Below are 12162 nucleotides of genomic sequence, written 5' to 3'. Positions count from 1 at the left end.
AGAAAAGTTCTCATCGTCACGCATCTTACACTCTGGAGCTGACTCCAGAGTCAAGACGCAATGCGGTCAGAGATAGAGTGAGCGCACAATCATGAAGTGTCCGGCAAAGTAACAGGCAGCGATAATGGCGCTATCAGCAGAGAAGCGGCGGCGATAATGCGTGATATACCAGATAATATTCGCCAACAGCAATAATGATGAACCCACCATGATTGAGAACGTATAATCGGTCGGACGGAAGAAGTACTGCTCCGTTGCCAGCCAGACCATCAGCAGCGTCATACCGATAAACGTGCAGACGGGCCAGCGCAAATCTGCCAGACGGCTCCAGATTGTGGCGATCAGCGCCACGCCAATCAGCAACACCACCAGGGGGATTGGCCAGAAAAAGGTCAGCGTCATATGACTGGCGAAACAGATCGTATAGAGCAGATGCGACAGAAAGAAAGCGCCAATGGCATAGAGCGTGCGCTTGTTGGGCAGCAGCGTCAGCGCGTCGCCGACCAGCGTGGCTAACAGCCCGAAGAGGATCAGATAGTCCGTGGTATTGAGCACCGGCGCCTGCCAGGCGAGCGCCAACAGTAAAAGAAGGGTAACCGGTTTGAAAACCCAGCGCTGCCACTGTGGCCCGCGATAAGATGCATCGACATACAGCCAGCCGGAAAAACAGACTGCCAGAAAAGACCAAATCATAATGTGTCCCTTTGTTGAGAGGCAAAACTCCAAAAATTCTGAAATGAGTCTAGGACAGAGCAGCACAATGTGACAATGAGAGGGCTCTGGTTGTATCCTTGCCAGCCGATGTTCAATCCAGCAGTGACCAGGAGGAGAGAGAAAACGTGAAGCCGCCTCTGATTTTTTTTATCGTACTGGCCGTTATCGCCGTGCTGGCGACAAGACAATTTATTAAGCAGCGGCGTGAAGTCGCGGTAAATGATGCGTCGCCCGTCAAATCGTTGCCGGTTGAAGTAAAGGCAAAACGCGAAGTGCCGGTGTCGAACCGACGTTCGCGGCAGCGCGAAGCGATCCCGGTTGAGGAGATGCGCTATGAAGCGTGGTTTCATCCGCTTAACGGCGCGGGCGACTTCAAACTGGTGCTTGAAGCGCGTGACTACCATCAGATTGATAAAGGCGAGCGGGGCGAACTCAGAGTGAAAGGCACGCGTTTCGTGTCGTTCTCCGCCCGCACGTCAGCCGCGCAGAGCGCGTCGCCCGCGCGGTGAGCACTACTGCTTTGGCAGGTTTTTTTTCTGCCAGGCGAGCAGTTCGAAGACGCCGAAAAAGAAGATTTTGGCCTGCGTTATGCCGCTCAGCTTTGGCGCCGTTTTAGGCTGAGTGGCGCGCATCAGCACCAGTTGCAGGCCGTGCATAATCACCATAAAAAGAAGCGCGACATCGATAAAATACTTCAGCGGTTTTGGAAACGGGTGAACAAAGTTGAACAGTAAAAATGCCCATACGCAGAGCATTAACAACCTTCCCAGATTAATCAGCATGGTTTTCTCCCTGGTTTTCATCGGCGCGACGAATAAAGAGGCGGCAGGCGACCTGACCGGCGACTTTTTCGCGATGCGGCTGCCAGTTTTGCGGCAGCGGCGGTAAACCGTTCTCCACTTCGCTTTCAACGTAGATCAGCGCATCTTCCGCCAGCCAGCCTTTGGTTTCCAGCAGCGTCAGCGTTTGCTCAAGCAGGCCTTTGCGAAACGGCGGATCGATAAACACCACGTCGTACGGTTCGCCATTCTGCTCCAGCCACTTCAGTGCGTTGGCGTTAATCACGTTTCCCGTTTGCGCGCCCAGCGTGGCGAGATTTTTTTCAAGCTGCTGCGCAACCGGGCGCTCCAGCTCCAGCAGCGTGGCGGAAGCGGCATGACGTGAAAGCGCCTCCAGCGCCAGCGCGCCGCTGCCGGCGAAGCAGTCCAGACAGCGCGCGCCCTGTATCACCGGCGCCAGCCAGTTAAACAGCGTTTCACGAATGCGGTCGGTGGTGGGACGAAGCCCGGCGCTGTCGGGCACCGGCAGTTTTCTGCCGCGCCACTGGCCGCCAATAATGCGGATCTGACCGGCTGCGCCGCTGCGGTTTTTTTTATTCATACTGCTCAGCTCTTCATAATTTGTTGCACAGTTTAACCGGCTTGGCGGGCCGGGGAAACACGGGCGCTGTGTCGCGCTGGCAGGAAAGTGTTAGACTAAAGAGATGATTTTCAGAGACCTGACAGATTTTCCCCCGCGAGGAGAGTGGTTGTACCATGGCAAAGAATAAAAAACGTGGCTTTTTTTCCTGGCTGGGATTAGGACGCGACGAGAAGGACGCGCCCGAAGAGACGACAGAGAAGCCGGAAGAACAGCCCGCCGCCGTTGCAGAGACGCCGGAAGCTGCGGTGGAACAGCAGGCGGAAGAGTGGGTTGAACTGACGGAAACCGTCGCCCGCGAGCAGGCCGAAGAAGCCCCTTCCATCGCCACCGGACCTCTCTCTGCGCCTGAAGAGGAGACGCTGCCGGTAACAACACCTGCGCCGAAAGAAGAGATCCTGCCGGAGGAACTGCCGGTAACAGCATCAGCGCCGAAAGAAGAGATCCTGCCGGAGGAACTGCCGGTAACGACGCCAGCGCTTAAAGAAGAGATCCTGCCGGAGGAACTGCCGGTAACGACGCCAGCGCCGAAAGAAGAGATCCTGCCAGAAGAAGCGCCCATCGTTTCCGCGCCGGAAGACGCCGAACTGATTGATAAAGCGCATTCGCTGGCGGCAGCGCTGGATATTGTCGAGCAGGTCGAACAAGAGCGTCCGACGAAAGAAGGTTTCTTTGCCCGCCTGAAGCGCAGCCTGGTCAAAACGCGTCAGAATCTCGGTTCAGGATTTGTCGGATTGTTTCGCGGCAAGAAAATCGATGACGATCTGTTTGAAGAGCTGGAAGAGCAGTTGCTGATTGCCGACGTCGGCGTTGAAACCACGCGTCGAATCATCACTAATCTTACCACGCAGGCGAATCGCAAGCAGCTGCGTGATGCGGAAGCGCTTTACGGCCTGCTTAAGCAGGAGATGTCAGAAATTCTGGCGAAGGTTGACCAACCGCTGGACGTGGGTGGAAAAACGCCGTTTGTGATTTTAATGGTCGGCGTCAACGGCGTGGGTAAAACCACCACCATCGGCAAACTGGCGCGCCAGTATCAGGCCGAAGGAAAATCGGTGATGTTGGCGGCAGGCGATACCTTCCGCGCCGCCGCCGTCGAACAGCTTCAGGTCTGGGGGCAGCGCAACAATATTCCGGTTATTGCCCAGCACACTGGCGCAGACTCCGCTTCGGTGATTTTTGATGCCATCCAGGCCGCTAAGGCGCGCCATGTGGACGTGCTGATTGCGGATACCGCCGGACGTTTGCAGAACAAGGCGCATCTGATGGAAGAGCTGAAAAAAATTACCCGCGTAATGAAGAAACTTGATGAGCAGGCGCCTCACGAAGTGATGCTGACTATTGATGCCAGCACGGGGCAAAACGCTATCAGCCAGACTAAGCTGTTCCACGAAGCGGTGGGCCTGACCGGCATCACGCTGACCAAGCTCGACGGCACCGCAAAAGGCGGGGTGATCTTCTCGGTTGCCGACCAGTTCAGCATTCCGATCCGCTACATTGGCGTGGGTGAAGGGATTGAAGATTTGCGCACGTTTAAGGCACACGATTTTATTGAGGCACTTTTTGCCCGAGAGGACTCATTTGAATGATTCGCTTTGAAGAGGTCAGTAAGGCTTATCTCGGCGGTCGGCAGGCGCTTCAGGGCGTGGATTTTCATCTGCAACCGGGCGAGATGGCGTTTCTGACCGGGCATTCCGGGGCAGGGAAAAGCACCTTGCTAAAGCTAATCTGTGGCATTGAACGCCCCAGCGCAGGACAGATTTGGTTCAGCGGGCATGACATCAGCCGACTGAAAAACAGCGAAGTGCCGTTTTTGCGTCGGCAAATCGGTATGATCTTCCAGGATCACCATCTGCTGATGGATCGCCCGGTTTATGACAATGTGGCGATCCCACTGATCATCAGCGGGGCGAGCGGAGAAGATATTCGCCGTCGCGTCTCTGCCGCGCTGGATAAGGTCGGGCTGCTGGATAAAGCAAAAAGCTATCCTGTCCAGCTTTCAGGCGGCGAGCAACAGCGCGTGGGCATTGCGCGCGCGGTGGTGAATAAACCCGCCGTTCTGCTGGCCGATGAACCGACCGGTAACCTTGACGATGCGCTGTCGGAAGATATTTTGCGTCTGTTTGAAGAGTTTAACCGCGTTGGCGTCACTGTGCTGATGGCGACGCACGACAGCGGGCTGATTGCCCGCCGCAACTATCGCCTGATGACGCTGAATCAGGGGCGTTTGCACGGAGGCTTCGGTGGTCAATAAACGTAATAAACGCGCTGCCGCCCCGAAACCGGCAAGGCAGAAGCAGCCTTCTAAAAGCAAGGCCCTCAAGGGCGGCTGGCAGGAGCAATGGCGCTACGCGCTGCGCGGAACGCTTTCGGATATGTGGCGACAGCCGCTGGCAACGTTGCTGACGGTAATGGTTATTGCCATTTCACTGACCCTGCCGAGCGTATGCTATATGGTCTGGAAAAACGTCAACCAGGCGGCCGAGCAGTGGTATCCGGCGCCACAGCTTACCGTTTACTTCAGTAAAACGCTTGATGATGATGCGGCGGAAAGCGTGGTGGCGCAGCTCAAGAAAGAAGACGGCGTGGATAAGGTGAACTATCTGTCGCGTGAAGAAGCGATGGGCGAGTTCCGTAACTGGTCAGGATTCGGTGGCGCAATGGATATGCTTGAGCAGAATCCACTGCCCGCCGTGGCTATTATCACGCCAAAGCTGAATTTCCAGAACTCTGACACCATGAACAACCTGCGCGATCGCGTGGCAAAAGTTCAGGGCATTGATGAAGTGAAGATGGATGACAGCTGGTTCGCGCGGCTGGCGGCGCTCACGGGCCTGGTGGGTCAGGTGGCGACCATAATCGGCGTACTGATGGTGGTGGCGGTTTTTCTGGTGATCGGCAACAGCGTGCGGCTCAGCATCTTTGCCCGTCGCGATACCATTAACGTGCAGAAGCTGATCGGCGCCACCGACGGCTTTATCCTGCGGCCCTTCCTGTATGGCGGCGCGCTGCTGGGTTTCGCTGGCGCGCTGTTGTCGCTGGTGCTTTCAGAAGCGCTGGTGCTGCGTCTCGAATCGGTCGTGACGCAGGTTGCGGCGGTGTTTGGTACGACCTTCAGCCTGCATGGTCTGGCGTGGGATGAATGCCTGCTATTGTTGCTGACTTCGGCGATGATCGGCTGGATCGCCGCCTGGCTGGCAACGGTACAACATTTACGTCGCTTTACGCCGCAGTAACCTCTTTACATGTTTTTTTAGTATAATATTCTCTTGCCGTCCGGGTATCGACGGCAGGGGAAACGAGCTTATCTGCTATACTTTCCCCGCCCTGAGCCGTGTTTAGTTTATACACCGGGCAATATGAACTTGTGGATAACTTTGCGGTCGAAGTAGCACAGATTGCTTCCATTTTCTGCTGCTGCTCACGTATTCTTGGGGATTGTGCAGGGAAATGCGCGGCAATAATGATAAATACTGAGAGGGCTTGAATGACCAAAGAAATGCAAACTTTAGCTATTGCTCCTTTAGGCAACCTGGATTCCTATATTCGGGCAGCCAACGTCTGGCCTATGCTGACGGCAGAAGAGGAAAAAGCGCTGGCTGAACGGCTGCATTACCAGGGCGATCTGGATGCAGCCAAGACGCTGATCCTGTCTCACCTGCGCTTTGTTGTTCACGTTGCTCGTAACTATTCAGGCTACGGCCTGCCGCAGGCCGATCTGATTCAGGAAGGTAACATCGGCCTGATGAAAGCAGTGCGTCGTTTTAATCCCGAAGTCGGCGTGCGTCTGGTTTCCTTCGCCGTGCACTGGATCAAAGCGGAGATCCACGAGTACGTGCTGCGTAACTGGCGCATCGTGAAGGTAGCCACGACGAAAGCACAGCGCAAGCTGTTCTTTAACCTGCGTAAAGCCAAGCAGCGTCTGGGCTGGTTCAACCAGGACGAAGTCGAAATGGTGGCCCGCGAGCTGGGCGTTTCCAGTAAAGACGTGCTGGAGATGGAGTCGCGGATGGCGGCGCAGGACATGACCTTCGATCCGACGCCGGACGACGAAGGCGAAGGTCGCTCAATGGCGCCGATGCTCTATCTTCAGGACAAATCTTCTGACTTTGCCGACGGCATAGAAGAGGATAACTGGGATGCGCACGCTGCCGATAAACTCAGCGACGCAATGCAGGGTCTGGACGAGCGCAGTCAGGATATCATCCGTGCGCGCTGGCTGGACGACGACAACAAGATCACCTTGCAGGAACTGGCCGATAAATATGGCGTTTCCGCAGAGCGTGTGCGTCAGCTTGAAAAGAACGCGATGAAAAAACTGCGCGTGGCAATAGAAGCGTAACGCAGGTTGCGGTAGTCACTGAAGGGCAGCGCTTGAGCTGCCCTTTTTGCTGTCAGCGCCGCAGACAGGACCAGCCGCCCGTCCCGGCAATAAATCCGCCGTTTTGCATAAACGCCGCCACGATTTCCCGGTCGACGTTATCAACATCGGCAATCCACCACTGCGTCACGGCCGGATTTTGCGCCAGCGTCTCTGAGAGCAGATAGCTGCCAACCCCACGACGACGCGTCACCTCCCGTACCATCAACCCCTCCAGCTCGCCTGATGTGCCTTCTACAGTGACCCGCACCGCCGCCAGCAGCCGATCGTTAAATTTCGCGGCATAAAGCTGATGCTGTTCATTAAGGCTTTTTTCAGCGTCGTCCAGATTTGCCCCTGGCCAGATTTTTGCCAGATCGAGGCGATCCTGAGCAGAAAATTGATGCAGCCTGATAACCGTTAATTTCATGTGCAGTACCGGAAGCCTGAAAAGGCATATTGTAGCGAAAAGGCGCGCATCGTCGCGCGTAACTTTTCCTGGGTGAAAACAAATCAATCTGTTTGCTGCTGCATCATACAGCAGTCGATTTATTCAACTACCCTTTTCAGGGCAGCGCAATTCGCTGGTATTTGGCGAAAACTTCAACCATTTCTTCCAGTAGTTTATCCTGTGTCCTGCGAAGATTTCGCAATATGTAAGTTGATTTACAGAAGAAAATTCCTGTTTAATAACCTGAAATGTAAAGCCTTATTAATAAAGACTACTGTGAAACGCGCTAACTTGTTATTCCTCAAGCTTTTACGCGGATTCACAGGTATAAAAATAGCAAACACAACAGATGGGGTAGGTTGGATGAAAATCACTCAAGGTCGCGCACTGCTGGCAGGCTGTATTGCTCTGGCGATGAGTCACGCGGCGGTAGCGAAAGAGATCAAAATTGCGATTGTGGGCGCGATGTCTGGCCCGGTTGCTCAGTACGGCGACATGGAATTTACCGGTGCGAAGCAGGCCATCGCCGATATTAATGCAAAAGGCGGCGTCAACGGCGACAAGCTGGTCGGCGTGGAATATGACGACGCCTGCGATCCCAAGCAGGCCGTGGCGGTTGCCAACAAAGTGATTAACGATGGCATCCGCTACGTAATCGGCCATCTCTGCTCCTCATCCACTCAGCCTGCTTCCGATATTTATGAAGATGAAGGCGTGCTGATGGTCACCCCGGCCGCAACCAACGCTGATTTAACCACACGCGGTTATAAAACCATTATGCGCACCACCGGTCTGGACTCCGACCAGGGGCCAACCGCAGCGAAATACATTCTCAGTGAAATCAAACCGCAGCGCATCGCCGTTATTCATGACAAACAACAATATGGCGAAGGCCTGGCGCGCTCGGTGCGTGACAGTCTGAAAAAATCTAACGGCAACGTGGTGATGTTTGAAGGGATTACCGCAGGCGATAAAGATTTCTCCACGCTGGTGGCGCGCCTGAAGAAAGAAAACGTCGATTTCGTCTATTTTGGCGGTTACTACCCGGAAATGGGGCAGATCCTGCGTCAGTCACGCGCGGCCGGTCTGAAAACCCAGTTTATGGGCCCGGAAGGCGTCGGCAACTCTTCGCTCTCTAATATTGCCGGTGCGGCGTCAGAAGGCATGCTGGTCACCCTGCCGAAGCGTTACGATCAGGTGCCTGCGAACAAAACCATTGTGGATGCATTAAAAGCGAAGAAACAGGATCCGACCGGCCCGTTCGTCTGGACAACTTACGCAGCGCTGCAATCGCTGGTTGCCGGTATGGAGCGTAGTAAAAGCGCCGAGCCGGAAGATATCGCGAAAAACCTGAAAGAAGGCGCGGCGGTTCCTACGGTAATGGGCGACCTGACCTGGGACCAGAAGGGCGATCTGAAAGGCTTCGAGTTTGGTATTTTCAAATGGCATGCTGACGGTTCCTCCACCACCGTGAAGTGATCCGGAGCTGCATAATAAAGGCGATTTAACTCCTCGCCGATAACATCAACGTCTGGCAAAACAGCGCCAGACGTTCTCTTCGCGCCAGCGGAAAGAAGTAAGGTATTAGGTATGTCCGAGCAGTTCCTCTATTTTTTACAGCAAATGTTCAACGGCGTCACGCTGGGGAGCACCTATGCGCTGATCGCCATTGGCTACACCATGGTTTACGGCATTATCGGCATGATTAACTTCGCCCACGGCGAGGTCTACATGATCGGTAGCTACGTTTCATTTATCGTTATTGCCGCGCTGATGATGATGGGTATCGATGCCGGCTGGATGCTGATTGGCGCCGGGTTCATCGCCGCGCTGGTGATTGCCAGCGCATACGGCTGGAGTATTGAGCGCGTCGCGTACCGTCCCGTCCGTTCATCCAAGCGTCTTATTGCGCTGATTTCCGCCATCGGCATGTCCATTTTTTTGCAAAACTACGTGAGTCTGACGCAGGGTTCACGCGACCTGGCGCTGCCGGGCCTGATTGCCGGTCAGTGGACGCTGGGCGAAAGCAACGGCTTTGCCGCAACGATTTCCAGCATGCAGATTGTGATCTGGGTGGTGACCTTTATTGCGATGCTGGCGCTGACGCTGTTTATTCGCTATTCCCGCATGGGCCGCGCCTGCCGCGCCTGCGCGGAAGATCTGAAAATGGCCAGCCTGCTGGGCATCAACACCGATCGCGTTATTTCCCTGACCTTTGTGATCGGCGCCGCCATGGCGGCGGTGGCGGGCGTGCTGCTCGGCCAGTTCTACGGCGTGATTAATCCCTACATCGGCTTTATGGCCGGGATGAAAGCCTTTACCGCAGCGGTTCTGGGCGGCATTGGCAGCATTCCGGGGGCCATGCTGGGTGGCCTGATCCTCGGCATTGCCGAGGCGCTCACGTCCGCCTACCTGAGCACGGAATATAAAGACGTGGTCTCGTTTGCGCTGCTGATCGTCGTGCTGCTGGTGATGCCGACCGGCATTTTGGGGCGCCCGGAGGTTGAGAAGGTATGAAACATCTTAACCTTATCAACGCTATCACTTCGTCGCTGATGCTGCTGGTGCTGGCCGCGTTCTTTATGGGAATGCGCCTTGGGCTTGAGGGAACGCATCTGGTGGTGCACAGCGCCGACAGCGTGCGCTGGCAGTGGATTGCCGCAGGCTGCGTTGTGGTCTTTTTCTTTCAACTGCTGAAGCCGCTGTTTCAACAAGGATTGAAAAAAGTTTCCGGCCCCGCGCTGGTGCTGCCGGGTATTGATGGTTCCACGCCGAAGCAAAAGCTCTTTATGCTGCTGCTGTTGGTGGCCGCCGTCGCCTGGCCGTTCATGGTATCGCGTGGCACCGTGGACATCGCCACGCTGACGATGATCTACGTCATTCTCGGCCTGGGGCTGAACGTGGTGGTGGGGCTTTCCGGCCTGCTGGTACTCGGCTATGGCGGCTTTTATGCCATCGGCGCCTATACATTTGCCCTGCTGAACCACTACTACGGCCTGGGCTTTTGGGAGTGTCTGCCGCTGGCCGGGCTGGTAGCAGCGATGTTTGGCCTGCTGCTCGGTTTCCCGGTGCTTCGTCTGCGCGGCGATTATCTGGCGATTGTGACGCTGGGCTTTGGCGAGATCGTGCGTATCCTGCTGCTCAATAATACGGAAATCACCGGCGGTCCTAACGGCATCAGTCAGATCCCTAAACCGTCGTTTTTTGGCCTGGAGTTTAACCGCAGCGTGCGCGACGGCGGCTGGGATACCTTCCACAATTTCTTTGGCCTGAAGTACGATCCCAGCGATCGCGTTATCTTCCTTTACATGGTGGCGCTACTGCTGGTGGTGCTGACGCTGTTTGTGATTAACCGTCTGCTACGGATGCCGCTGGGCCGCGCCTGGGAAGCGCTGCGTGAAGATGAGATCGCCTGTCGTTCGCTGGGCCTCAGCCCGACGCGCATTAAGCTCACCGCCTTTACCATCAGCGCAGCCTTTGCGGGTTTTGCCGGCAGCCTGTTTGCCGCGCGTCAGGGCTTCGTCAGTCCGGAATCCTTTACGTTTGTCGAGTCCGCTTTTGTGCTGGCTATCGTGGTGCTGGGCGGAATGGGTTCGCAGTTTGCGGTGATCCTGGCCGCCATTCTGCTGGTGGTTTCACGCGAGCTGATGCGCGACCTGAACGAATACAGCATGCTGGTATTGGGCGGCCTGATGGTGCTGATGATGATCTGGCGGCCGCAGGGGCTGCTGCCGATGAAGCGTCCGCACCTGAAGCTGACGCGCGTGGAAAAAGGAGAGCCATCATGAAGCCGGTGTTAGCCGTAAATGGCCTGATGATGCGCTTTGGCGGCCTGCTGGCGGTCAATAACGTTGAGCTGGAGCTGCGCCCGCAGGAGATCGTGTCGCTGATTGGGCCGAACGGCGCGGGTAAAACCACGGTGTTCAACTGCCTGACCGGTTTTTATCGTCCGACCGGCGGCAGTATTCGGCTGGGCGACCGCGAGCTTGCCGGGCTTTCCGGCCAGAAAATCGCCCGGATGGGCGTGGTTCGCACCTTCCAGCACGTACGCCTGTTCCGCGAAATGACGGTGATCGAAAACCTGTTAGTGGCGCAGCATCAGCATCTGAAAAGCGGCGTGTTTGCCGGGCTGCTGAAAACGCCGGGCTTCCGCAAAGCGGAGAGCGACGCGCTGGATCGCGCGGCGACCTGGCTTGATCGCGTGGGGCTGCTTGAGCTGGCTAATCGCCAGGCAGGTAACCTGGCTTACGGCCAGCAGCGTCGTCTGGAGATCGCCCGCTGCATGGTAACGCGCCCGGACATTCTGATGCTGGATGAACCGGCCGCAGGACTGAACCCTAAAGAGACGCACGAGCTGGATGAGCTTATCGCCGAACTCAGAGCCGAACATCGCGTCTCGGTACTGCTGATTGAACATGATATGAAACTGGTAATGGGTATTTCCGACCGCATTTACGTGGTGAATCAGGGCACGCCGTTGGCAAACGGCACGCCGGACGACATTCGTCATAACCCGGACGTGATCCGCGCCTACCTGGGAGAAGCATAAAATGAGTTCAATGCTCTCTCTTGATAAAGTAAGCGCCCACTACGGGAAAATTCAGGCGTTGCACAACGTCAGCCTGCACATTAATCAGGGCGAAATTGTCACGCTGATCGGCGCGAACGGCGCGGGAAAAACCACTATTCTGGGCACGCTGTGCGGTGAACCTCGCGCCACGCAGGGCACGATTACCTTTGATGGCAAAACCATCACCGACTGGCAGACCGCGCGCATTATGCGGGAGGCGATAGCTATCGTGCCGGAAGGCCGCCGGGTGTTCTCGCGCATGACGGTGGAGGAAAACCTGGCGATGGGCGGGTTTTTCGCCAGTCGCGATCGGTATCAAATTCTTATTAAACGCGTTTACGAACTGTTTCCGCGGCTTTACGAGCGGCGCGTGCAGCGGGCCGGCACCATGTCCGGCGGGGAGCAGCAGATGCTGGCGATTGGTCGTGCGCTGATGAGCCAGCCGCGTCTGTTGCTGCTGGACGAGCCGTCGCTTGGCCTGGCGCCGATCATCATTCAGCAGATCTTCGACACCATCGAGCAACTGCGCCAGGAAGGCATGACGATTTTCCTCGTCGAGCAGAACGCCAACCAGGCGTTAAAACTGGCGGATCGCGGCTACGTGCTGGAAAACGGCCACGTGGTGCTGGAGGATACCGGCGATGCGCT

Annotated in this window: 14 protein-coding genes; 10 read left to right on the top strand and 4 right to left on the bottom strand. The window is 56.1% G+C overall.

Annotated elements, in window-relative coordinates; all coding sequences use genetic code 11:
- Nucleotides 1–66: 66 nt before the first annotated feature.
- Nucleotides 67–693, bottom strand: coding sequence for a lysoplasmalogenase (locus GS12_RS06410; protein ID WP_034917731.1), 627 nt, complete (start codon nucleotides 691–693; stop codon nucleotides 67–69).
- Nucleotides 694–839: 146 nt separating this feature from the next.
- Between GS12_RS06410 and GS12_RS06405 the strand changes: the two genes are divergently transcribed.
- Nucleotides 840–1223, top strand: a complete 384-nt coding sequence (locus GS12_RS06405; protein WP_052118367.1) for a DUF2500 domain-containing protein — start codon at nucleotides 840–842, stop codon at nucleotides 1221–1223.
- Between the two features lie 3 nt (nucleotides 1224–1226).
- On the opposite strand, the gene GS12_RS06400 is transcribed toward GS12_RS06405, so the two are convergent.
- Nucleotides 1227–1496: a DUF1145 family protein gene (locus GS12_RS06400; RefSeq protein WP_034945025.1), complete on the bottom strand. Its 270-nt coding sequence runs from the start codon at nucleotides 1494–1496 to the stop codon at nucleotides 1227–1229.
- Complete coding sequence (rsmD, locus tag GS12_RS06395; protein ID WP_034945022.1) at nucleotides 1486–2094, bottom strand: 16S rRNA (guanine(966)-N(2))-methyltransferase; 609 nt, start codon at nucleotides 2092–2094, stop codon at nucleotides 1486–1488. The genes GS12_RS06400 and rsmD overlap by 11 nt, the downstream gene beginning before the upstream one ends.
- A 155-nt stretch (nucleotides 2095–2249) precedes the next feature.
- Here rsmD and ftsY point away from each other — a divergent pair, with 155 nt between their 5' ends.
- The 4 genes from ftsY to rpoH all read left to right on the top strand — a co-directional run bounded on the left by ftsY (nucleotide 2250) and on the right by rpoH (nucleotide 6475).
- Nucleotides 2250–3722: a signal recognition particle-docking protein FtsY gene (ftsY, locus tag GS12_RS06390; protein ID WP_034945020.1), complete on the top strand. Its 1473-nt coding sequence runs from the start codon at nucleotides 2250–2252 to the stop codon at nucleotides 3720–3722.
- On the top strand, nucleotides 3719–4387 hold the full coding sequence (gene ftsE / locus GS12_RS06385) for a cell division ATP-binding protein FtsE (protein WP_034917722.1): 669 nt from the start codon (nucleotides 3719–3721) through the stop codon (nucleotides 4385–4387). Before ftsY ends, ftsE begins: the two co-directional genes overlap by 4 nt.
- Nucleotides 4377–5369, top strand: a complete 993-nt coding sequence (gene ftsX, locus GS12_RS06380) for a permease-like cell division protein FtsX (protein ID WP_034917720.1) — start codon at nucleotides 4377–4379, stop codon at nucleotides 5367–5369. The genes ftsE and ftsX overlap by 11 nt, the downstream gene beginning before the upstream one ends.
- A 251-nt stretch (nucleotides 5370–5620) precedes the next feature.
- Nucleotides 5621–6475, top strand: a complete 855-nt coding sequence (gene rpoH, locus GS12_RS06375) for an RNA polymerase sigma factor RpoH (RefSeq protein WP_034917717.1) — start codon at nucleotides 5621–5623, stop codon at nucleotides 6473–6475.
- Between the two features lie 52 nt (nucleotides 6476–6527).
- Here the strand turns inward: rpoH and panM are convergent, their stop codons facing one another.
- Entirely contained in the window at nucleotides 6528–6923 is a 396-nt protein-coding gene (gene panM, locus GS12_RS06370) for an aspartate 1-decarboxylase autocleavage activator PanM (protein WP_034945017.1), read from the bottom strand.
- Nucleotides 6924–7307: 384 nt separating this feature from the next.
- Between panM and GS12_RS06365 the strand changes: the two genes are divergently transcribed.
- The 5 genes from GS12_RS06365 to livF all read left to right on the top strand — a co-directional run.
- Nucleotides 7308–8423, top strand: coding sequence for a branched-chain amino acid ABC transporter substrate-binding protein (locus GS12_RS06365; RefSeq protein WP_034945014.1), 1116 nt, complete (start codon nucleotides 7308–7310; stop codon nucleotides 8421–8423).
- Between the two features lie 111 nt (nucleotides 8424–8534).
- Nucleotides 8535–9461: a high-affinity branched-chain amino acid ABC transporter permease LivH gene (gene livH, locus GS12_RS06360; protein WP_034917708.1), complete on the top strand. Its 927-nt coding sequence runs from the start codon at nucleotides 8535–8537 to the stop codon at nucleotides 9459–9461.
- Nucleotides 9458–10732: a high-affinity branched-chain amino acid ABC transporter permease LivM gene (locus GS12_RS06355; protein WP_034945011.1), complete on the top strand. Its 1275-nt coding sequence runs from the start codon at nucleotides 9458–9460 to the stop codon at nucleotides 10730–10732. Before livH ends, GS12_RS06355 begins: the two co-directional genes overlap by 4 nt.
- Entirely contained in the window at nucleotides 10726–11493 is a 768-nt protein-coding gene (gene livG / locus GS12_RS06350; RefSeq protein WP_034917703.1) for a high-affinity branched-chain amino acid ABC transporter ATP-binding protein LivG, read from the top strand. The genes GS12_RS06355 and livG overlap by 7 nt, the downstream gene beginning before the upstream one ends.
- Nucleotide 11494: 1 nt before the next feature.
- A partial coding sequence (gene livF, locus GS12_RS06345; RefSeq protein WP_034945008.1) for a high-affinity branched-chain amino acid ABC transporter ATP-binding protein LivF occupies nucleotides 11495–12162 on the top strand: 668 nt, incomplete at its 3' end.

It is taken from the genome of Erwinia oleae (assembly GCF_000770305.1).
GTDB lineage: Bacteria > Pseudomonadota > Gammaproteobacteria > Enterobacterales > Enterobacteriaceae > Erwinia > Erwinia oleae.
This window is presented reverse-complemented; position numbering and strand designations above follow the sequence as displayed.